Raw genomic sequence first — 21,520 nt, 5'->3', positions numbered from 1 at the left:
CTTGTCCCACCTCACGTCCACCGAGATAGCCGGACGGATCGAGGACCTGTACGGCGCGCCGCTCGCAGACCTCGAAGCCCGCGCCGAGGACCAGCCGCCCGGCCTGCTCTCTGCCCTGCTCGGCATGCACGACGACCTCGCTCTTGCCGAGCGCAGCATCGACTTCCACCGCGACCACCTCGCCCGGCTCATCCATCCCGAGCGGCAGATCGGCCGGCACGAGGTCTCCCACCTTCTCGACGGCTCCCGTCGGCTCGCCGAAGCCGTCGCAGTCCGCGACGTCCAGGCCAAGTCGGTCTTGGCCGTTCTGCAGAGCCTGGCCCGCGTCCCGGCCCCAGCGCCGTCTCCGCCGACTCCCTCGCTGCCCGTTCCGGCTCCGCCTCTTCCGGCCCAGAGCACGGCGCACAGCCGCTGACCGCAGGCGATCCCCCTTCATTCACCCAGGAGTTCCTCCCTTGGCCATCACTGCTCTGCCGCCTGACACCGACGCCGACATCATGCGGGTCACCGAGGCCCTCGCCATGATCACCCCGCGCTGGAACGTAAGGATCCTGCTGGCACTCTCCGGCCCGCCGCTGCGCTACACGGAGCTGGCGGCCAAGGTGTCCTGGCTGCAGAACGGCCAGCTCCACCCGAAGCTCAAGGCGCTGTGCGACGCCGGGCTCGTCGAGCGCACCGAACACACCGCACGGCATGTGACCTACGGCCACACCGAGCGTGGGGTCGCCCTGCTGCCGGTCCTGCCGATGATCGTCACCTGGGCCGAGGAGCACCTGGAGAAGGCTGACCGCCCGCTGCCCGCGATCGAGCAGATCGAGGACAGCCTCACCCTGCTCACCCGGCGCCACGCCGCCGCCCTCCTGTGGGTCCTCAAGTCCCGTGGCGAGGTCAGCGGGCGGGCCCTGGCCCGGATCGTGATGCCCAGCAGCGACTGGACCAACGTGTACCCGCCGCTGCGACAGCTCGTCGCCGACGGCCTGGTCGACACCGAGGGCCTCGGACGGCCCTACCGGCTGTCCCCGGCGGGCGACGGCCTGAGCCCCGTTCTCGGCGCCCTGTCCGCGTGGTCTGCCGGACAGCCCCTCAACCAGGCGGCCCACCACCCGGTCTGGGGGCACCCGCAGGCGAAGCCCGCGCCGAGGCCGTGGGTCAGCAGCCAGTCCCGGCCGGCCCCCGCAACCCTCCCACAGGCCCGGACGGGTGAGTCCTCCCCGGCGTGGCACAACCGCGATCTCTTCTCCCACGCCACACCCGCCCGCCCGCAGGCGGCCATCCCGGCGGGAGGCCCGCGCCGATGACCACCCCCTACACCCCTGCCGAAGTGAGCAACGCGGTTGAGCTGCTGGCCTCGCGCTCCTTGATCCGCCTGATCACCGAGATCGACGACAACGGGGCGATACCGCCCAGGCGGCTGGCCGGCACCCTCCCCGATCTCTCCTCGCACCAACTGCGCCGCGCTACTGAGACCGCCCGCGCCCACGGCCTCGTCTGGACCGCACCCGGCGCCGGCCTGGAACTCACCGAGTCGGGCTCGGAGTTGGCCGACCTGTACGACGCGGCTGCGCGCTGGGCCCGACGCCACGCATATCCGGCACCGGTCTGCGAGTTCAGCAGCCGCATCCGCCACGTCCTCGACCTCCTGGCGCCCTCGCTCGCGGCCGAGCGCGCCGACGGCCTCCCGCGGCCGTCCGTCGCGCGCCTGCCCAGCGACGAGGCCGAGGCGGACCTCGTCCGTCCCCGCGCTTTCCTGATCCAGTGGCTGGCCGGCAACCCGCAGGTCACCCGGGTGTCCGAGCCCGAGCCGGTCGCGTGAGCGCTGCTGTCATGCCCCGGCATGCACGCCACACCGCCGGGCTGATGCGCAGCATCTACCTGCCGCGCACGGCGGACGCTCTCGCGTTCGCGATGTCCACCTACGGCATCCCACTGCTGGTCCTGGCCACCACGCGCTCCGCCGCGCTGACGGGGGCCGCGTTCGCCCTGGAGTGGCTCCCGCGGCTGGCGGCGTTCGGGTGGGCCGGATCGATCGTCGACCGGCGCGGGGCGGCCATCGTCTTCCACCTCGCCTCCCTGGGACGCGCGCTGGCCCTCGCCGCCGGGGCGGTTCTGCTCCACCTCCACCCGTCCGGCACCGCGGCGAGCGCGACCGTGATGGTGCTCGCGGCGACGACCGGCGTGCTCACCGAGTTCAGTTACATCGCGGCCGAGACGGCGGGCGCTGCCGCCGGCCGCCGAGCAGGAAGGCAGGCCCACCGCGTCCAGGCCGTCCTGCTCGGCATCGACCAGACCTCGACCCTGGCCGGCCCCGCCCTCGCAGGGGTACTCCTGCTCGCCGGGCCGCCGCCAATGCTCGCGGTGATCACCGTGCTCTCCCTTCTCGCCGCGCTGCTCGCCCTGCGTACACCCCCCTCGCCCGTCGCCCCGGCCCGCGCGCCGAAGGGGCAGTCCGGCGCCGGACTCCTTACCGGGTGGCGCACCATCCGCTCGCTTCCCGCGCTCGGCTGGCTCGTGACCGGGCTGACCCTGTCCAACCTGGCCACCGGACTTCTTCAAGCGGCCGGTCCCGTGATCGTCGTCAAGCACTTCGGGCAGTCCACCACTGCCGTCGGCCTCGTCTGGTCCGCCGCCGCGGCGGCCACCCTCTTGGCCGTCACCGTCTGCCGGTTCGCAATCGACCGCCTGGGCCTGTGGCCGGTCGGCGCAGCCTGCGCCGCCCTCGCCTCGCTCGCCTGTCTCGCCGCCGCCCAGGCCCCCGACTACCTGTTCTACCTGGCCCTGGTCGCGGTCCTCATGGCGGCGGACGGCGGCATGACGGTCGTCCTGCGCACCCTGCGCTCCCGCCTGATCCCAGCGGAGAAGTTCGGCAGCACCCTGTCGGCGACCATCCTCATCCTCCTGCTGCCCTTCCCCGTCGCCGGCGTGCTCACCGCGCTCACCCCGCCCGACGCTCTGGGCCACGTCATCACCGTCTGCGCCGCCCTGCAGGCCCTCGGCCTGTTCTGCGCCTTCCACCGCCTGCGCACCGATCCCGCCCTGCGCACCTGACCCTGCTGCGCCCCCAGCCTGTGGAGAACCTGATGCCCACCGCCGTCCTCGGGACGAACCGCGTCAGCGGTCGCACCATCACCGAACAGTTCAACGCCTTCGACGCGCACAACCCGCACGTCTACCGCGCTCTGGAACGCATGGCGGCCCGCCGCCTGGCCGCCGGCGCCACACGGGTCAGCTTGAAGGACCTCTTCGAAGACCTGCGCCGCCAACTCCCGTACGGCGTCGCCGGGCTGAACAACAACTTCACGGCCCTCTACGCCCGCCGACTGATCGACGACCACCCCCACTGGGCGGGCGTGTTCGAGCTGCGCCGCCGCCGGGCCGCCTGAGACACCCCCTTTCTCTTCCCTCGTCCTGCCGCCTACCGACTCGGAGAACCCTTTCTTGTCCGCTCGCCCCCTCGTACTCGTCGTCTCTCCGGGCGATGAGGCGGATCGCGGCTACTGCCTTGAGCAGGTGGCCGCGGCGTACGACATTGTCCTGCTGACCAGCGCCGAGCCATCGTGGGAGAAGCCGCACATCGTCGACCACGCCGTAGCCGATCTGAACGACACCACTGCACTCCTCTCCGCCGGCCGGGCTCTGGCGGAACGACACGACCTTGCCGGCGTCGTCACCTGGGACGAATGGAACCTCATCCCCACCGCCCGCCTTGCCCGCGCGCTCGGTCTGGCCGCGAACTCCGTCGAGGTGATGCGGGCCTGCCGCAACAAGGCCACCGCCCGCACGCTGTTTGCCCGCCACGGAGTGCCGTCGGCCGCCTCGATGAAGGCACGTACCTTGCGGGAGGCTGAACTGGCGACGAGGACCCTCGGCTTCCCCGCCGTCATCAAGCCCGCCGCAGCGGCCGGCAGCATCGGCGTGATCCGCATCGACCGGCCCGAAGAGCTGCCCGCAGCCTTCGCGTTCGCCTCGGCCGGCGCAAGCCGCAGCCGCGAGGACACGGGCGTCCTGGTCGAGGAGTACCTCGACGGCCCCGAAGTCTCCGTCGAATGCGTCACCCACCGCGGCACCACCACCGCCGTCGCCGTGACCCGCAAGAACCTGGGCCCCGCACCCTACTTCGACGAGACCGGGCACACCGTCGACGCCGCCGATCCGCTCCTCGCGAAGGTCGCACCGACCGCCGCTGCTGCCATCAAGGCCCTGGGAATCACCGACGGCGTGCAGCACGTCGAGATACGCCTGGTCGGCGGCTGGCCCCGGCTGATCGAGGTCAACGCACGCCTGGGCGGCGACATGATCGGCCACCTCGTCCACCTGGCCACCGGCGTCGACCTCGCCCGGGCCGCCGCCGACATCGCCTGCGGACGTGCCCCCGACCTGACACCCACCCGCCACCAGGGGGCGGCGATCCGTTTCATCTACCCCGCCTACTCCGGCACCCTCACCGCCCGCCGGGTCACGAAGCCCACCGGGGGAGTGGAGCGCGTGCGCTTCCAGCGACAGACCGGCGACCCGCTCGTACTGCCACAGGACGGCGGCGATCTGTACACCGCCCGTATCGGCTTTCTGATCACCACCGGGCTGACCGCCGCCGTTGCCGAAGCTCGCGCCCAGGAGGTGTACCGCAACCTCGACGTCCAGGTTGCCCCGGTCCCGCCGGCGGCCCTGACTACCGGGGAGCATGCCGCGTGAGGCAGACCGCGGCGCCCGAGCTGGTGCGCAGCCGTCGCCTGCTGACCGGGTACTTCGCCGGACTGGGTGTGGTGATGGCCGTCTTCGGCGCGCGCATGCCCGCAGTTCAGAACGCCGCCGAGGTGAGTACCGCTGGGCTTGCCCTGGTCCTGCTGGCCGCCGCCCTCGGCATGGTCGGCGGACTCCAGGCAGGCGGACGCCTCGCCAGCCCGGCCCGTCTGCCCGTTGGCTTTGTCAGTGAGTCCTGGCTCTGGTCCACTTTCTGGGCTCTGTCGCTGATTTGGGGGTGGTGACGATCCAGCGTAGATGGGCATCACCTGGGTGTGGGGGATGTGGTTCGCCTCGCCGACCTTCTTTTTTCGGGGATTGGGGCGGCTGTAGAAGCAGTGGCTCTTGGGGATACCGAGGTCCGGCTTACTGTGCGGTCCACGGTGGGGTCGGCCGCCTGTCCGGGATGTGGCTGGAGATCCTCGCGGGTGCACTGCTACTACCAGCGGTGTCTGGCGGACCGTCCCGTCGCCGGCCGTCAGGTGCGACTCGATCTGCGGGCACGCCGTCTCGTGTGCGGTAACGGCAGCTGCGGGCGTCGGACGTTCGCCGAGCAGATACCGGACCTGACTCGTCGACATGCCCGCCGCACGAACGCGCTCACCACTCAACTCACCGACATTGCCCTGTTTCTGGGCGGACGTGCGGGAGCCAATCTGTGCGGGCGTCTGGCTGTGACCACCGGCAAGGACACCCTGCTCCGCCTGCTGCGCGCACTGCCCGTCCCGGTGCCGGAATCTGTCCCGTGTCTGGGAGTCGATGAGTTTGCTGTGCGCCGCGGTCGGACCTACGCGACGATCCTCGTCGACATGAACACCCGGCGCCCCGTCGACGTCCTCGCAGACCGCACCGCGCAAACCTTCGCGGCCTGGCTTCGCGAGCACCCTAAGGTCCAGATCGTCTGTCGCGACCGTGCCGGCTCCTTCCGCGACGGCGCCCACGCCGGTGCACCACAGGCCCGGCAAGTGGCCGACGCCTGGCACCTGCTGCACAACCTCGCCGAAGCCGTCGAGCGCGTCGTTGGACGACGCCGTGCTGACCTGCGCGAACCCCTCACAGTCCGGCCCAACCAGGACGGCATCCATACATCCGCAGACGTCCACCCCACCGCCCTGGACGAGCTGGACGTGCACGGACGGCCTCGACCGCTGGTCCCGGCCCGCGAGCGCAAGACCGACCGCCACCAGCGTCGACCGCAGCCGCTCGGTCCGTCGCCCGAACCTGCGGGTGAGTCCGGGTACTTGCTCGGCGAAGGTCTTGCGCGGGCAGCAGTCCTCCGCGCAGACGAACCGCCGCACACGTAACGACACCACGACGAGCTTGCCCGCTGTCGGCAGGTCATGCGGAAATCGCAGGTAGGAGCCATGCTTTCGGCCCGACCAGCACCCGCACCCTGGGCAGGCCGCCCGCCCTGCGGTCGTACGAGCCTCGATCCGGACGGCCGTGTCGGTCACCTCGACCGACTTCACCAACACGCCCTCGACCGAGGAGAACAACAGCTCATCCAGCTGTGGCAGCACTTCGTTCACGGCGAAGGACTGTCGACCACACCACCGTCCAGCCGGGCGATTTTCGGGCGAACTCAACCGGCATCACGCGAAGATCAACGGTCACCCTGCGTACGCGCCCACAAGAAGTGGACCAGAGCCAAAACACAGTGCCATCGTGGCTTTGTCCACTTCAAGTGGTTCTGGCACGACTTCCGTGAAGCGGTCACGCTCAGTGTTCAGCGGGTGCTTCGAGGGCTTCGAGGATTTGTCGTACTTCCTGGCGCCACCGCTCGGCGTCGGCGCTGTCCACCCAGCCGCTAGCCATCTCTGATCCGTCCTGGAGAACCCGGTCCAGTGCGAGTCTCGCCGAAACGCGGAGGGAGGCGGGCAGTTCGGGCAGGGGTTGACTGGGGCCGTCGTCGGGGTCGATCACGATGGGGCTGTCCGGGAGGGCGCTGGCGACGAGGGCGCCAGCGGCAATGGCTTCGGCTCCGTCTCCGCCATCGACGCGTTCTCCCGAGTCGGTGACTCGCTGGAATGCCCGCCCCAGCACGTCGATGACCTGCTGATGACTGAGTCCTTCGAGTTCATCGACGAAGTCTGCGGCGAGATCGCTGTCGAAGGGGCCGGTTCCCCAGGTTCCCATGCGTTGCTCCTGATAGGGCTGTCTCGGACGAAGGCATGGTTCCAGGAGCCACTGACATCGGTCACTGGGCGAGGAGGACCCGCTTGCGGAGCAGTGCGAAGCCAGCCCGGCCGAACATCTGGCGCTTGAGCATTTTGATCCGATTGACGTGTCCTTCGACGACGCCGGAGCTCCAGGGCAGGGTCAGGCCGGCGATGACTGCGCCGCGGTCTCGGTCGATGCCGGCCGCGAGAGTGTGGAGGCTGGGAAGGTCGTCCTGGCGGACGGCGTCGAGCCACTGCGGGAGTCGTTCGCCCTGGCGCTCGGTGAGCATTTGGGCGAAGGACCGGACGTGACCGGTCAGGGCGTCGAGTTCAGGGCAGTTGGCCAGGATGGTCTTGAGCCGGAGCTGTTCGATCTCGGTCAGCGTCTCGGGTCGGCTGAGGATCCATCTCGTCACTACGCGGGGTGCCGGCGGTTGCGCGGTGACCGGCCGTGGCGAGGATCGCTTCTCTCGTAGGTAGGCGCTGACCCGGCCGTAGCTGCCTCGATAGCCCAAGGGAACGATCTCCTCCCAGAGCTTCCAGGCATTGGTGCAGCCCTCGTCCCAGCGTTCGTCCAGGTAGGGCTTGTACTCGTCGAGGACGGAGGTCCTGTTGTGCTGCCACTGGCCGCGAAAGAGGTCTTCCGGCTTCGCAGCGTCGGCGAGGCTTTTGACGGTGCGGTGGGTCATCTGGAGCTGACGCCCGATGGAATGGCGGCTGTGGCCGGCTTCCAGCAGCGCGTGGACCGTGGCGTGCCTGGCTCGGACGCGGTTGGCGAATCGCTCGCTCCGCCATGGAGAGTGCGCCTTCTCCTCGCGCGGCGCCGGTTCGTCGGCATTCGCCTCACGATCGGGGACCAGGACGCGAAGGCACTGGCGGTGGCGGGCGACAGCCCGCTCAGCGGCCTCCCCGAGGTTGTGCCACAGATGCCAGCGGTCGGCGACCTGCGTCGCCTGAGGCGCCCCGGCTGTGGCACCCTCTGCGAAGAACGGCGCGCGGTCCCGGCAGACGACCTCGATCCCTGGCCGCTGGGCGAGCCAGGCGGCCAGGCTCGATGCTTCTCGATCAGGCAGCAGATCGATCGGCCGGCGGGTCTCGACGTCCACCAGGACAGTGCCGTAGACCCGTCCTTTGCGTGTGGCGTACTCATCAACACCCACCACCCGCGGGGCAGGGACTTCGGGTTTGGGCAACGCGTCGAGCAGCCGCAACACCGCGCTGCGGCTGACGGGCACTCCAAAGGCCCGTGCCATCCGGGCGCCAGCCCGGCCGGCAAGGGCGAGACCCACCGCGGCAAGAGTCGACCGCAACCGCTCCGTCCACCTGCTGTGCCGCCGGGTCAGCCCCGGCAACTGCTCAGCGAACGTCCGCCGAGCACACGAAGACTCCGCACATAAGAACCGCCGGACTCGCAGTTGCAGGACCACCAGACGTCCCCCACTCGGAACGTCCGCAGGAAACCGCAGGTAAGAGCTGTGCACCCGGGTCGACTCGCTCCCACAGTCCGGGCATGCCGCCCCAGCCGCCGTACTGCACACGTCGATGCGTATCGCCTCGCGGCTCACGTCCAGCGACAGCACCGACACGTCCGTGATGGACGGTAACAGCAGGCCCTCCAAGCGGGGCGGAGTCTCTTCCACGACGCCGCACTGTCGACCACACCAAGGTCGGCCCTGGTCATTTTCAGGCAACTTCCCGGAGCGTGATCGAAGCGTCAGCCGTCACTCACCGTGCACGCATCACGGAAAACGAGCCAGAACCCTTCAAGTGACAGCGTTTGTCGGCTGGTTCGGTCAGCAGTTGAACCCTGGCGCGCGGGCGAATGTTTACGAGATTTGGGTTCTGGCACAGATCTTGGGGAGCCGTCGCGGAGAGTCATGCGGTGTTCGAGTACGGGGGTGTCCTATCTCGTTCAGTCGAGGCGTCTACTCAGCGAATCCAGTTGCTTGGCTGGCGCGGCCAGTCATTCATCCGTTCGAGTTCGCAGCCACCGACGCGCGCGTCTCCAGCAACACGTTCAGACCCGAACAGTCGAAGAAGCTCACCCCGCTCAGGTCGACCCGCACCTCCTGCGGAGCACCCGTCAGACACTCCTGGAGCGCGGCACGCAGCCGCGACGCGGACTCCAGATCAACCTCACCGGCCATGGTCAGGACGGCAGCCCGACCCTCCCGCACGACTTTGGTGATCAGCAACGTCGTCATGTTCCCTCGGAAACCTGGCCGCTCTTCGCCAGCCGATAACGGACCTTTTCGTGGGACAGCCCCACCACATCGCCGATCTTCCGCAGCCCCCACCCGGCATCCTGCGCCGCGGCCATCCCTGCCATCAGAGCCTCGTCGGCCACCTCAACCAGCGCATCATGCAGCTTCGCCGCTTCACGCAACCGCAGCTCAGGCGGCAAATCCCGCAGACCGCCCCAGAACCGCGCCACTTCTGCCCTCAGCAGACCAACCCTCGAGTCGCCGTCCATGAGCACAGCCTGGCCGCCTACCACTCAACTGTCAAAACTTCTGACACCCTTGTCCGGACGACGTCCACCGGAATTCTCTGATCGCGCCGAACGGGATGAGAAACAGGTACGTAGTCGGCGTTCGACGCGTGCCGCACCGGAGGCGGTGATCGGTGCGAGGCTGTTGTCGCCTCGACGGCGGGACAGGCTCCGCGACATGTCTCAAAAGTTGTCGGATGGAAAGCTTTCGGCCAACTCCCCATGGTGAAGACCCACCCACGGCGCCCCGGCCGGAGGGAAACCCGCCGTGCGTCATACCTTCTGAACCCTTTGTCCAGATGAAGGGGAGGGACCGATTCCCGCCCGCGTGGCGGACGGGATCACGGGAAGAGCCCGATCTTTTGTGTGATTGCTGTGACAGGTTGTGTGCGCCTAGTGGCCGCTGGGGTTGCTGGGATCTGCTTTCTATGGGGGGAAGCCATGCACACGCGTGTCTTCGGCATGCCGTCGCGGCGTGCCCGTAAGAGATCCACCCGCCTGCCGGCGCTGGCGTTTGTCACCATCGCCGCACTGTCCGCTTCGGTGCTGCCGGGCGCGAGCGCGGTGGCAGACGAGACCACACCGGCCACAGTCTGGGGCGCGGGCAGCCCCGACTTCAGCATGCCGGCGGTGAAGGTCGGCTCGAACAAGCCCGTGGCATCCAAAGCCGCGACCAACCCGACGAGCGATGCGCTGGTGCCCTGGTCGCGCGGGCAGGCCGAGCGGGCCAAAGGCAGCTCCGCAAAGGCGAAGGCGTCCGCGGCCGCCGGTGATGCCGCGATCCTGAGCGTGGTGCCTGAGGGACAGGGGGACGTCCCCTGGCATCGCTCCACCAGCTTCGCCATCACCGACGCGCTGACCGCACGGATCGACTACTCGACCGGCAACCTGATGCTGACGGCGACGGACTTCGACATCGCCGGCGTCGGCCAGCGCCTGCGACTGGCGCGGACCTACAACTCCCTCGACGCTCCCTGGGGCCGGGTCTCGCAGCGCTGGTGGCAGCAGTACGAGCGCTACCTGTCCATCGGCTCCTCGGAAGTGATCTTCTACGACGCCTCCGGTGCGACGGTCCGCTTCACCAAGAACACCGACGGCTCCTTCACCACGCCCAAGGGCTACTCGCAGGACCTGAAGAAGAACGCGGACGGCACCTACACGCTGACCAAGTGGAAGTCGGGTGCGAAGGAGACCTACAACCAGTACGGGACCCTGACGAAGATCACCGACCGCAACAAGGGCACGATCACCGTCACCCAGCACGACGAGAACGGCGAGAACAAGGGGTTCAAACTCACCGAGACCCGCTCGGGCCGCTTCATCGACCTGGTGAAGACCTACGCGTCGCAGTGGCAGGCCAAGGACAACGCCGGCCGCACGGCGGTCTACAACCTCGACGCGGACGGCAACCTGACCTCCACCACCGACACCGAGGGCAAGACGGTCGCCTTCCGCTACGACTCCTCCGGCCGCATCGACAAGATCACCACGGCAGAGGGCCGGGTGACGGTCTTCAGCTACGACGACGTCAACCGGGTCACCTCCATGCTGCGTGGCACCGGCTTCCACAGCGACGGCCACACCGGTCCGACCTGGACCTACAGCTACACCGCCGCCTCACCCACGGCCGCCGGGACGACCACGGCCAAGGACCCGGAACTGCACGCCACCACATACGCCCATGACGGCGACGGCCGGGTCACAGAGGTGACCGACGCGCTGGGCCGCAAGCGGTCCACGAAGTTCGACGCCAACAACAACATCGACTCCACCACGGACGCGATGGGCTCGGGCACCACCCCGGGCAACGTCACCGACTACGGCTTCAACACCCGCAACAACGTCGAAACCGTCACCGTCCCCACCGGCGGCAAGACGGTCAACACCTGGCAGACCATCGCCGGCGGGGACGTACCCAAGGACTCCACCAACGCCGACGGCGAGAAGACCAGCTTCACCTACGACACAGTCGGCAACACCACCTCGGTCGCGCAGACCGGCACCGGCGGCGGCAACGTCTCCTACGACTACAACCCCGCCACCCCCACCTGCGGCGGCTTCGAGGGCCAGCGCTGCAAGGCGAAGACGAAGATGACGTCCACGAAGACCGTCGTCACCGACTTCCGCTACGACGCCAAGGGCAACCTGGAGTGGGTCAAGCCCCCGGCGCCGCTGGACAAAACGACGTTCACCTACGACGACCTGGGACGCACCAAGACCGTCACCGACGCCCGCGGCGTCACCAAGACGTACACCTACGACAACCGTGACCGCATCCGCACCGTCACCTCGCCGAACACGGTCAAGGTCGAGTACTGGTACGACGGCGACGGCAACCTGGTCCAGCGCTCGGACGGGACCGGCACCATCAAGTACGAGTTCGACCCGCTCCAGCGCGAGACGGTCCGCCACCTCCAGGACGGCTCCCAGACCCTGCTCGCCTACACCCCGGCCGGCAACGTGGACTACTACCAGGACCCGGCCGGCAAGGTCGACTACACCTGGAACGAGGCCAACAAGCTCAGCGAGCTGAAGGACCCGCAGGGCCGCGTGACGACGTACAAGTACAACAACAACGACGTCCGCACCAGGACCACCTACCCCGGCGGCACTGTCCAGGAAGTCGGCGTCGACAACTCCAGCCGCCCCAAGAGCATCAAGGCGACCTCCCCGCAAGGCACCCTGGTCGACCTGGCCTACACCTACGGCTACGGCACCAACGCCGCCACGGACGGCTCCAAGATCCGCACCCTGACGGACAACGTCCGCAACAGCAAGCGGACGCACACCTACGACGGGGCGGGCCGCTTCTCCTACGCCAAGGAGGAGAAGTCCGGAGCGATCACGGACTCCTGGCAGTACTGCTACGACCTGGCCGGCAACCTCACCTCCCAGGGCACCGACCAGGGCTGCCCGCGCGGCACCACCTACACCTACAACGACGCCCAGCAGCTGACCAGCAAGTCCAGCACCACCGGCACCTGGTCCTACGACGCGATCGGCAACGAGACCGCCGCCGCCTCCACCGACGACTACATCCGCACCGGCGGAACCTGGAGCGACCACTCCCAGCTCAGCTCGATCAGCGTCAACGGCAAGACCTACACCGGACAGTACGGCTCGACCGACCAGAGCGAACGCATCCGCCTCGGCGACACCTCCTTCCACAACGGTCCCCTCGGCCTCTCAGCCAAGACGACGGCCGGCGTGGACATGGGCTTCAACCGCGAGCCCGGGGGCACCTTGAACTCCATGACGACCGGGGGCAAGACCTACCTCTACCTCACCGACGCGATCGGCAGCGTGGTCGGCCTCGCCGACGAGGACGGCAACAAGGTCGACACCTACGCCTACAGCCCCCGCGGTGTACGCATTCTGGCCCAGTCGTCCGAGCCGGTCGCCCAGCCCTTCCGGTTCGCCGGCAACTACCAGGATCCCACCGGCCTCTACCACCTGAAGGCCCGCTACTACGACGCCAACATCGGCCGCTTCACCCAGCCCGACCCCTCCGGCCTGGAGGAAAACCCCTACCTGTACGCCGAAGGCGACCCCGTCAACCGCATCGACCCCCAGGGCACCCTCAGCCTCAGCTCCGTAGCGGGCGCTCTGGGCCCGGCCGGAGACCTCGTGACGGGTGCCGTGCACCTGTACCAGGGAGACGCCAGGGCCCTGTGGGGCGATGTCGCCGGCGTGGTGGCCGGCGGCCTGGCCGGAGCGGCCTGCGGCGCCGCCGTGACCGCGTCCGCGCCCGCGACCCTGGGAGGCTCGCTGGGAGCCGCAGCCGGCTGCTACGCCATCTCGTGGAGTGTGGGGCAGATCGCCTCCAGTGCGGTCAGCGGAGGCTAGAACCCGATGTCCGGGGCCGGCGCCAGGCTCGGTCCGGCCCCGGACCCCAACCAAAGGAGTGCACATGCCGAACGTCGGATGGTCCGTGGGACAGCGTGCGGCGGTAAAGCGGTGGATGCTGTTCACCTCGCTCTTCGCCGTGGCCGGAGCCATCCTGTCCGTGGCGTTGATCGCGGCAGGCAACTCAGGCGGCTGGGTGCTCCTGCTCCTTACCGTCTGCATCTACGGGGCCTGCTACCTCTACATCGGAAGCATCAAGAAAAAGCAGCCTCGTTGAACCGCTCGAATGCGGCAGGCTGATGGGTGCACCTGACATCCGGCACTACCCGGCGGCCTGCCGGCCGCACGGGGAGGTGTGACACTTCCGCGAACGCGTCCCGCTGGACGCTCTGATGCACCGAACTCACGACCACGGCCTTCGTGCTGATCCACTCTGTGACGGAGCTTAGGATCAGACGAAGGCCGCCTGCGTGTCCGCTGAACTGGGAAGACGCCGATCAACTTCGATCCGCGTTCGACACCGGACCATAAATGACAAGGTTAGTGCCTGTTCCTCAACCCGCTCACTGGATTTTGAAGGGGTCTGGTCGGACACGACCGACACGGCCCGTCCGCGGCTGTACGTTTCACCTTCGGCGCGTGTTGACCGCGTCGAACCACTTCTGTGAAGGGTGATCCGTATGAACGGCCCTGCCGGCCCCCTTGCCCCAAGTAGCGCCGGTGGCACCGCACCGGCCTTCCGGGTGGGGGTGGTGCAGATCGCCGCGCCCGTGCTGGGCGGCGGCCTGGGGGGCACCGTACTGGCGTACGTGCTCGTGGCGGCCACTGGTGGGCGCATGACGGCGGGGGAGCTGTGGACGTGGGTCTCAAACGCCATGATCGCGAGCGTGGTCGTTCCAGCCCTGGTTCCTCAGTACCGTGCAGAGCTCAGCGACGACTTCCTCGTCCTCCGCGGAGGCAGGCGCCGCGATATCGCGTGGCGGGACATCATCGGCATAGAGGTCCGGAAGACCGCTGGGGTCCGGACGCTGGTCGTGCACGTCTCGGATGGACGTCGGATACCGCTGCGCGCGCCAATGTCCTTTCTGGACCGCCGCTTTGATGACAAGGCCCAGGTCCTCATGGACTGGTGGACTGCTCACCGGGGTGGCCCCGGCCGCGTGTAGCGGCCGAATCGGGGCGGAATACCCCTGTGCCCCGACCGAAGCGATCCAGCGTGACCTGGCCGCCGCGAGACTGACGGGCGTCGACGGTGGGTGGAGAGTGTGCTCAGGACCGCGAGGTCGGGTCGGTGCGGGCCAAGGTGATGACCCTGGCCTTGAGAAGGATCAGTCGCGGTCGGCTTCGCGGGATGTCGGCTGGCCGCTTCTGCGGGAGTTTCATCCCAGGACGCGCAGGTCTGGCGAGTCCAGAGCTCCGGCCCCGTGACCTCGCGGTGCTCGGCGGCCAGCCAGCGTCCGATCTTTGCGAGGACACTGCGGTAGCTGCTGCGGACGCCCGGCGTCAGCGTCGAGGTCGCATGCCAGCGCTCGACCCAGTCCGCCCAGCTGCCCGCAGTGCCCTCGATCGCCGTGGTCCAGGGCCGTGCCGGGGGCGCGGCGGCGGATCGGCGTGGCCGAGAGCGGCAACGGCGCGGTGGATCCCGTGCAGGTCGCTGGCCCACTCGCTCTCCTGCATTGCCGCCGACGCGCGGACCGCGTCCAGGGCCGGAGTGGACAGGTCCTCCAGCCGAGGACTGCGGTTCAGCAGCAGGATCTGGCAGACCGCCGAAGTGAGCCGGCTGGGACGGCGCTGCTAGCCCCAGTCTCCGAGGACCGCGAGGACCCTTCCTACCGCGCGAGCTCTACGACATCCAGTCCGAATCCCGAACCGAGCAGCAGACCCAGGAATGGCTCTCACGCTACGCGCTACGTGCCGCCATCGAGAGCAGGATCAGCGAGTTCGTCAACGGCCACGGCATGCGCCAATGCCGCTATCGCAGCGAAGACAAGGCCCACGTCCAGCACGTCCTGAACCGCCATCGCAGTCAACCTCGAACGCATCGACGTCCACCTGCCGCCCACACCCGCCCGCCAGCCCAGAAACCCAACCGCGCTCCAGGGCTTCCTCGCCTGGCAGCACATCCCCCGGCCGCGGTCCTGGCGCGCCGCCACCCACCCCGCGGGCTAAGGTGATCGTTCTCAAGGTGGTCATCATCACCTCGCGCCGGATCCCTGGAGCCGCACGGCTGGGGCATGCCAAGTCTCCCATGACCGTCTTGGAAGACCGCCCCCTGGACTCAGTACTTGATTCGACCGATATGTGCAAGAACGTCCTGGAGGTGGCGGACGGCATCCTCCGCCTCCGTGTAATCCTCAGGACCCGGAAGAACAGTGCCGAAGGTGCCGCCACGATTAGCGGGCAGGGCACGCCAGCGCAGAACCGGTTCGAGCGCGTTGAGAGCGCCGGAGAGGAACCAGGCCAGGTGGCCGTGAGTACGAGCGAGGGAGATGGCCAGGACGGCGAGCGTTTCCCGCAGATGTTCGAGTCGGGTGATCTCCGGCAATGCCTCCTGGACGTCCGGCGATCCGACAGCGTCGCGCAGGCCGGCCTCGGTCTCGAGAGCAAGATCGCGTTCGCTTGGAGCCAGTTCCCACACCTGGTCTTGGATCTGCTGCTCGGCTTCCTCGGCCAGCACCGCGATGATCCTCCGCATGTCCATGCGGAGCACTCTAAATGAACCGTTCCTGCCGCCTGGCGCCGCTTCGTTCGCTCCCTCTGGTCTAACGATGCGCCAAAGGTCCTACCGATTGGCCGTCAGACCAAGGCGCTTCCAAGATCCCCGACAGCGTCAGGCACTTACGCAGCCTGGCCAGCGCCTCTTCGACCGCACGGCTGCGCCGCCCGCGGAGCAGACCCGCCGTACGCGCCCACAGGCGGAGCCCGTGCAGCATCCCGTTGAACTCGATGGCCTGGTTGGCGACGACCAACTTCGCACGTTGTCGCGTCATCCTGTCTGCACGCTTCTTGACGTCGTCGTACGACGTGATGGTGTAGATGACGTCCGGGGCCTGGGGGACGCGGAAGGTGATGGTGCCGGCGCACCACTCCAAGAAACGGTCTCGCAACGCCTGCTCGTAGATGAGGAGCGCCTGGTCGCCGACGATGGTGTACACGTCGTAGTACAGCACGCCGTAGGCGAAGACGGTGCGCAGCCGCTCGAAGGAGTCGCGTGTTCCAGCCGCGACACCCGCCGTCAGGTCGCAGTCGGCGATCTGACGCTGCTGGAACTCCGCAGCGTCCTCGGGCTTCATACGGCCGCCGAGCTCGTAGGGATTGAACGCAGCGACAGATCATCCGCAGCGCGCAACTCCTCAGTGGACGTTAAGTCCGATCTTCCCCGGTTCGTGGTCGCTCGATCGTGGTACTGATGGCCGCGCGGGCCATGTAATGGGCATGTCCATGTTGAGATGCGGGGCATGGAGAGAAAGCCGTACCCCAGCGACTTATCGGACGTGCAGTGGGCGTTGATTGAGCCGATGATCACAGCCTGGAAGCAGGCGAGGGTGGCGCGGTCAGCGACCGGTGATCCCGGGGCCTGCGATCTGCGGGAGGTCGTGAACGCGATCTTCTACCAGAACCGAACGGGCTGTCAGTGGCGCTATCTGCCCCATGACCTTCCCGCCTGGTCGGCGGTGTTCTACTACTTCACGCTGTGGCGTCAGGACGGCCTTGACCAGCGGATCCAGGAACTCCTGCGCTGCCAGGTCCGGGAGAGAGCCCGACGATTAGAGGACCCGTCCCTCGTGATCATCGACACCCAGTCCGTGCGCGCGGCCGCGGGTGTCCCGAAGACCACGACGGGGCTGGACGCCAACAAGAAGGTCTCGGGCCGCAAGCGGGGACTGGCCGTCGACGTGCTGGGGCTGATCATCGGCGTCGTCGTGCTTGCCGCATCCGCCCACGACAACACCGCCGGCACCGCTCTGCTCGACCAGGCCGCCGAGCGGTGCGGGATGCGTCTGGAGAAGGCACTGGTGGATCAGGGCTTCAAGGACGAGGTCCTCATCCACGGTGCCCTGCTGGGCATCGACGTCGAGGTCGTCCACCGCAACCCGGCTGACCAGGGCAAAGGCTTCGTCCCGCAACCGAAGAGGTGGATCGTGGAGCAGGTCAACGGCACGCTGATGCTGCACCGCCGACTGGCCCGCGAGTACGATCACCGGCCCGACACCTCCACCTCGCGCGTCTACTGGGCCTCCATCGCGAACATGACACGCCGCCTCACCACACCCGCTCCGTCCTGGCGCGACACCCTCGGGCTGGCCGCGTGAACGTCATCGAGCTCCTGGCCGACCTCCAGGCCCAGCACGACGAGACCGCAGCCCGGGCCGGCGAACTGCGCGACCAGATACAGCACTTGACCGCCGCCCTGGCCGAGACCGAAGCACGACTCGGCGGACCTGGCCACCACCCGGAAGGTCATCGCCGAACTCGCACCAGCTGGAGGCCAACCCGCACCACCCGAGACGAACACCGCCTACCAGGCCATCGTGAACACCTTCAACCAGCATCCCGATCAAGAGTTCCGAGCCCGTGAGCTGCACGAACTCCTCGGCATGTCCACCGACGAGGCATCCGTCAACATCACTCGCAGCCGCCTCGGACGCCTCACCCGCCAAGGCTTCCTCACCCAACCTGGACGAGGCCGCTACCAGAAACGGACTTAACGTCCACTCAAGCGACCGGATCTCCATGTACCTCTCCTCACGATGGGAAACGGGCCACCATGCCTCTACAGGCCCCCGGTCGGCCACCCCTTTCCTTGGGGTGACTTGGTGAGGTCGATGCGAAATGACTCGGAACGGCAGTTGCCCTTGGACAACGAAGCCAGTCGCTCTGTCTGTCGGCGACGCTTGAAAAGCAGCCGTCGCCGACATCTGTCACCACGGACATGTACGAAGCGGCCCTCTCCGCGGCGCGCATCGCGGACCCGAACGCTGCCCTCACCGATGCCTCCGCCCACATTCTCGCCATCTCCGGGCCCTGCCCGGTCTAGGGTGTCGCCTCATGACGCTGTTGATCGTGGGTGGGTCCGGGTTCCTGGGCACCGAGCTGGTCCGGCAAGCATTGTCGGCGGGGCGCCCGACGGCCGCGACCTATACGACCAGGCCCGGCATTGCTCCTGGGGTTACTTGGCGCCGCCTCGACCTGCGGGATCCAGGGAGCGTGGAAGCGGTCGTGTCCGAGGTGAACCCTCGCGTCATCGTCAATGCATCGAGCGGAGGGGCCGACTGGGCAGTCACAGCCGAGGGACCCGTCCGCCTCGCGATCGCCGCAGCGAAGGCCGGAAGCAGAATGATCCAGATCTCCACCGACGCCGTCTTCTCCGGCAAGAGCCACGTTCCCTACGACGAACACTGCAGGCCCGACCCCATCACCCCGTACGGAGCGGCGAAGGCCGCCGCGGAAACGGTGCTTCTGTTCCATCCGGACACAGCCGTGGCCCGCACCTCGCTGATCATCGGCGACGGACAGTCCGAGCACGAACGCACCGTCCACGAACTGGCCACCGGCACCCGCGAAGGCGTCCTCTTCACAGATGACTTCCGATGCCCGGTCCACGCGAGCGATCTGGCCGCAGCGCTCCTCGAACTTGCGTCGGGCGATACGACCGGCGTCCACCACCTCGGCGGGAACCAGGCTCTCAGCCGGCACGAACTGGGCGTGCTCATCGCCCGACGCGACGGACTCGACGCATCGCGACTGGCCACCGGCTTGCGGGCCGACAGCACCCTTCCCGGGCCTCTCGAAATCCGCCTCGACAGCCGCTCGACACAGCGTAAGCTGCGCACCACGCTGCGCGGCGCGCACCAGTTCCTCGTCCCCACAGCCTGAGAGGCCGATGGCATGCCGTCGGCCCGCCTTCGTTTCGTGGTTCCGGGCACGCCGGATGCGGCACGACTTGGTTCGATAGCAGCGACTGGGTTCGATGTCACGGACCGCAGTTGTCCGCCGACATCGAACCAAGTCCGTGGAGTTCCTTGCCACCCAACGTAGTCGTCGCAGGTCATAGCGTTGGTGAGTGGGGACGGCCACACCAACGCCCTTGTCAATCAAGTTAGTCGCCGCAGGTCAGCGCGGGGCGGACGACTGGATTCGCTGTCCAAGGACATCGTCCCAGCTCAGGGCGCTGCACACGACTAACTTGGTGTAGGGACTCAGGACCCGTGTCATCTCGCGGTGCTGTGACCTGCAGCTCCTCGCGGTGTCTCAGGCTGTGGCCGGCTGTTCGGTCTCACGATCATGGCCGAACCCCAGGCCGTCTCCGAGGGCGCAGGCCGGAGCAGGCCGCTGACCTGCGGTGTCTCACGAGCGGCCACCGAATGGCCATCGGCCCTGAGATTCGGCCACGGATCTTGAGATCCCACACTTGGATGTCAAAGGACAGTTCGCCGGGGGCAGACAGGAAAGATCGCGGGAAGACTGGCCAACGTGCGTGAGGACATGTCAACCTAGACGACCTTGCAAGAAACCCCAGGTCAGAGAGGTGATTGCCCGTGACCGTCGCGCCCGTGGGCTCCGGTTTCGCTACCACCGTTGAAGCCCTGCGGCTGCATGAGTGGCAGCTCGGACCCGGCCAGCCCACGCTCGTGATGGACCAGTTCCCCGCAGAGGACTTCCACCTGATTGTGGACGACCGCTCGGACGTGCACGTCAGCTCGAAAGACGGCCGCTTCTACCTCGGATGGTTCCCGCTCGGCCGTCCCGGCACGGACGGCGAGGGATGGAAGATCGCTGTGTCCGGCACGGCCAAGGTGCGTGGTTACCACCTGTCGTTCGACATCGAGACGCCGTCCGACATCGTCGCCGCCGCCGTGGTGCCTGTGCTGGAGACCTCACGTCGTGTACGACAGCCAAGCGCCCACGAGTAGTTCTCGCTCGGGCTGCCGGTCAGATGTCGGGCCCCGCCCTTCTCACCGCTCACTGTTTCCGCTCACCCGAGGAGGCTGTTCGTGACGACCCCGGAGATGACCGTCGGTGATCTCATCGACCTGCTGTCCGCCTGCGACCGGGATGCTCCGGTCCGCCAGGCCATGAACCCCTTCTTTCCGATGGCGCACCGCCTGGCGCAGGTCGTGCAGTCCGTGGATGAGACCGGCCGGACCGTCGTCTACCTCGCCGAGGGGCAGGACGAGGACGCACAGCTCGGACATCTGCCGCCCGAGGTCGCCATCGCCCTGACCTGGCAGGGCCCCGTCCAGGCACCCTCGCGCCGCCCCCGCCGCAGTGCCGGCGGCAACTAGACCCGCACCGACCCTTGGAGGCGCCCCTGTACCCCGACTTCCCGCCTGACCCGTCCATTCCGCCCGGCGGCCAGCCCGCGTTCTGGGTCGGCCCCCGGCATCTGGCCGGTGACGACGGGTGTCTCTACGACGGTGTTGCCGACACGCTCTCCGGTCTGGGCTGGACGGGCCTGACGATTGTCCGCGGACGTCATGAGCCGGACGAGGCACCCCAGGACCGCCAGGTCCTGCGCAGCACCGTTCTGCACATCAGCTCCGACACCCTCCGATGGGCGCAGTGGAGCCTGGCGGACGAGCCGTTCCACCTGGGAGACCTGCCGATCGCCTGGCAGATCTCCGCCCGCGCGGACACTAGCAGCCCGCTCGCGTCGTGGTCGTGCTACTTCACCACCGACGTCCCCGGCGAGGCTGTGGCCGACTTCCTCGTCGCGCTCGACGCCCGCGACCAGCCCGCCGTGCCGCTCGCCGGCCCCGAACTGGTCCTCGACGCCGTCGCCGCCCACGGCTGGCTCCGCGACATCGACCAGCCCGACGCGGCAGCGACGGACCCGACGTTCACCTCGCGTATCAGCCTCGGCGAGGTACCGCCCCTCATCCAGGACGCCGACCCGCGCGCCCTGACGACGGAGGCCGACGAGGCGGGACCGGCCGGATGGCAGGCATGGGCCGAGCCCGCGCTCGGTGCCCCCTGCCTGTGGGCGGCCTCCTTTGGGGCCAGCGCCCCGCACGACCTCGTGGCAGCTTTCGCCGCCTCGCTCAGCTCGACCGCACCGGTCCTGCGCCGGGTGCTGCCCGAGGCCACCCGGGAGCGACTGCTGCGGGCGCCGGCCTAGTGATCGACGGCGTCCCTCAGCCAGACGTAAGAACCCGGTCCCCGAACAGGATGCTGTTGGTTTATTCGGGCCCCTTCGCCCCGTCGCTGTGCGGCGGGGCGGAGTGCTGTCAGGGGGCTGGTGCGGGTGCGGGCTCGGGGTGTGTGGGTGAGCCAGGCGTCGATGCGG

Annotated in this window: 23 protein-coding genes and 2 pseudogenes; 18 read left to right on the top strand and 7 right to left on the bottom strand. The window is 68.3% G+C overall.

Features of this window, described 5'->3' with window-relative positions:
• Position 1 precedes the first annotated feature (1 nt).
• The 8 genes and pseudogenes from ACFYX4_RS31030 (at position 2) to ACFYX4_RS30995 (ending at position 6,041) form a co-directional block, all read left to right on the top strand.
• Complete coding sequence (locus ACFYX4_RS31030; RefSeq protein ID WP_389340249.1) at positions 2–415, top strand: hypothetical protein; 414 nt, start codon at positions 2–4, stop codon at positions 413–415.
• A gap of 40 nt (positions 416–455) precedes the next feature.
• A complete protein-coding gene (locus ACFYX4_RS31025; RefSeq protein WP_389340247.1) occupies positions 456–1,298 on the top strand; it encodes a winged helix-turn-helix transcriptional regulator in 843 nt (280 codons plus the stop codon).
• Complete coding sequence (locus tag ACFYX4_RS31020) at positions 1,295–1,813, top strand: regulator (protein WP_389340245.1); 519 nt, start codon at positions 1,295–1,297, stop codon at positions 1,811–1,813. The genes ACFYX4_RS31025 and ACFYX4_RS31020 overlap by 4 nt, the downstream gene beginning before the upstream one ends.
• An 11-nt stretch (positions 1,814–1,824) precedes the next feature.
• A complete protein-coding gene (locus tag ACFYX4_RS31015) occupies positions 1,825–3,045 on the top strand; it encodes an MFS transporter (RefSeq protein WP_389340243.1) in 1,221 nt (406 codons plus the stop codon).
• Positions 3,046–3,077: 32 nt separating this feature from the next.
• The gene (locus ACFYX4_RS31010; protein WP_389340241.1) at positions 3,078–3,380 is read left to right on the top strand and encodes a hypothetical protein; all 303 of its coding nucleotides are present in this window, start codon (positions 3,078–3,080) and stop codon (positions 3,378–3,380) included.
• A 55-nt stretch (positions 3,381–3,435) separates the two neighbouring features.
• Positions 3,436–4,689: an ATP-grasp domain-containing protein gene (locus ACFYX4_RS31005; protein WP_389340239.1), complete on the top strand. Its 1,254-nt coding sequence runs from the start codon at positions 3,436–3,438 to the stop codon at positions 4,687–4,689.
• A pseudogene (locus tag ACFYX4_RS31000) lies at positions 4,686–4,916 on the top strand (MFS transporter); the annotation flags it as partial. The gene ACFYX4_RS31005 and the pseudogene ACFYX4_RS31000, both read left to right, overlap by 4 nt.
• A 96-nt stretch (positions 4,917–5,012) precedes the next feature.
• Positions 5,013–6,041: an ISL3 family transposase gene (locus ACFYX4_RS30995; RefSeq protein ID WP_389340237.1), complete on the top strand. Its 1,029-nt coding sequence runs from the start codon at positions 5,013–5,015 to the stop codon at positions 6,039–6,041.
• Between the two features lie 24 nt (positions 6,042–6,065).
• Here the strand turns inward: ACFYX4_RS30995 and ACFYX4_RS30990 are convergent.
• The 5 genes and pseudogenes from ACFYX4_RS30990 to ACFYX4_RS30970 form a co-directional block, all read right to left on the bottom strand.
• Positions 6,066–6,191, bottom strand: a pseudogene (locus ACFYX4_RS30990) (hypothetical protein); the annotation flags it as partial.
• Positions 6,192–6,456: 265 nt separating this feature from the next.
• Positions 6,457–6,873, bottom strand: coding sequence for a DUF4259 domain-containing protein (locus tag ACFYX4_RS30985; RefSeq protein WP_389340235.1), 417 nt, complete (start codon positions 6,871–6,873; stop codon positions 6,457–6,459).
• Positions 6,874–6,934: 61 nt separating this feature from the next.
• Entirely contained in the window at positions 6,935–8,434 is a 1,500-nt protein-coding gene (locus tag ACFYX4_RS30980; protein ID WP_389340530.1) for an ISL3 family transposase, read from the bottom strand.
• Between the two features lie 429 nt (positions 8,435–8,863).
• Positions 8,864–9,100 carry an STAS domain-containing protein gene (locus ACFYX4_RS30975; RefSeq protein WP_389340233.1) on the bottom strand — a complete coding sequence of 79 codons (237 nt, stop codon included), beginning with the start codon at positions 9,098–9,100 and terminating at the stop codon, positions 8,864–8,866.
• On the bottom strand, positions 9,097–9,369 hold the full coding sequence (locus ACFYX4_RS30970; protein WP_389340231.1) for a hypothetical protein: 273 nt from the start codon (positions 9,367–9,369) through the stop codon (positions 9,097–9,099). The genes ACFYX4_RS30975 and ACFYX4_RS30970 overlap by 4 nt, the downstream gene beginning before the upstream one ends.
• Before the next feature lie 459 nt (positions 9,370–9,828).
• Here ACFYX4_RS30970 and ACFYX4_RS30965 point away from each other — a divergent pair, with 459 nt between their 5' ends.
• The 4 genes from ACFYX4_RS30965 to ACFYX4_RS30950 all read left to right on the top strand — a co-directional run bounded on the left by ACFYX4_RS30965 (position 9,829) and on the right by ACFYX4_RS30950 (position 15,407).
• Positions 9,829–13,233: an RHS repeat-associated core domain-containing protein gene (locus ACFYX4_RS30965; protein WP_389340229.1), complete on the top strand. Its 3,405-nt coding sequence runs from the start codon at positions 9,829–9,831 to the stop codon at positions 13,231–13,233.
• A 64-nt stretch (positions 13,234–13,297) separates the two neighbouring features.
• Positions 13,298–13,510, top strand: a complete 213-nt coding sequence (locus ACFYX4_RS30960) for a hypothetical protein (protein WP_389340227.1) — start codon at positions 13,298–13,300, stop codon at positions 13,508–13,510.
• 403 nt (positions 13,511–13,913) lie between these two features.
• Positions 13,914–14,399 carry a hypothetical protein gene (locus tag ACFYX4_RS30955; RefSeq protein ID WP_389340225.1) on the top strand — a complete coding sequence of 162 codons (486 nt, stop codon included), beginning with the start codon at positions 13,914–13,916 and terminating at the stop codon, positions 14,397–14,399.
• Positions 14,400–15,083: 684 nt separating this feature from the next.
• A complete protein-coding gene (locus ACFYX4_RS30950; RefSeq protein WP_389340528.1) occupies positions 15,084–15,407 on the top strand; it encodes a transposase in 324 nt (107 codons plus the stop codon).
• A 104-nt stretch (positions 15,408–15,511) separates the two neighbouring features.
• On the opposite strand, the gene ACFYX4_RS30945 is transcribed toward ACFYX4_RS30950, so the two are convergent.
• Complete coding sequence (locus ACFYX4_RS30945; RefSeq protein ID WP_389340223.1) at positions 15,512–15,934, bottom strand: hypothetical protein; 423 nt, start codon at positions 15,932–15,934, stop codon at positions 15,512–15,514.
• Positions 15,935–15,995: 61 nt separating this feature from the next.
• A complete protein-coding gene (locus tag ACFYX4_RS30940) occupies positions 15,996–16,526 on the bottom strand; it encodes a hypothetical protein (protein WP_389340221.1) in 531 nt (176 codons plus the stop codon).
• A 165-nt stretch (positions 16,527–16,691) separates the two neighbouring features.
• On the opposite strand from ACFYX4_RS30940, the gene ACFYX4_RS30935 reads away from it, so the two are divergent.
• From ACFYX4_RS30935 to ACFYX4_RS30910, 6 genes are all read left to right on the top strand, one after another.
• On the top strand, positions 16,692–17,546 hold the full coding sequence (locus ACFYX4_RS30935) for an IS5 family transposase (RefSeq protein WP_389340219.1): 855 nt from the start codon (positions 16,692–16,694) through the stop codon (positions 17,544–17,546).
• Between the two features lie 219 nt (positions 17,547–17,765).
• Entirely contained in the window at positions 17,766–17,942 is a 177-nt protein-coding gene (locus ACFYX4_RS30930) for a hypothetical protein (RefSeq protein WP_389340217.1), read from the top strand.
• A gap of 340 nt (positions 17,943–18,282) precedes the next feature.
• A complete protein-coding gene (locus ACFYX4_RS30925) occupies positions 18,283–19,110 on the top strand; it encodes an SDR family oxidoreductase (RefSeq protein WP_389340215.1) in 828 nt (275 codons plus the stop codon).
• Positions 19,111–19,772: 662 nt separating this feature from the next.
• Complete coding sequence (locus ACFYX4_RS30920; protein WP_389340213.1) at positions 19,773–20,147, top strand: DUF317 domain-containing protein; 375 nt, start codon at positions 19,773–19,775, stop codon at positions 20,145–20,147.
• Between the two features lie 81 nt (positions 20,148–20,228).
• Positions 20,229–20,519, top strand: a complete 291-nt coding sequence (locus ACFYX4_RS30915) for a hypothetical protein (protein ID WP_389340211.1) — start codon at positions 20,229–20,231, stop codon at positions 20,517–20,519.
• A 14-nt stretch (positions 20,520–20,533) separates the two neighbouring features.
• On the top strand, positions 20,534–21,352 hold the full coding sequence (locus ACFYX4_RS30910) for a DUF317 domain-containing protein (protein ID WP_389340209.1): 819 nt from the start codon (positions 20,534–20,536) through the stop codon (positions 21,350–21,352).
• Positions 21,353–21,520 lie beyond the last annotated feature (168 nt).

The sequence above is a fragment of the Streptomyces sp. NPDC002328 genome, from assembly GCF_042890065.1.
GTDB lineage: Bacteria > Actinomycetota > Actinomycetes > Streptomycetales > Streptomycetaceae > Streptomyces.
This window is presented reverse-complemented; position numbering and strand designations above follow the sequence as displayed.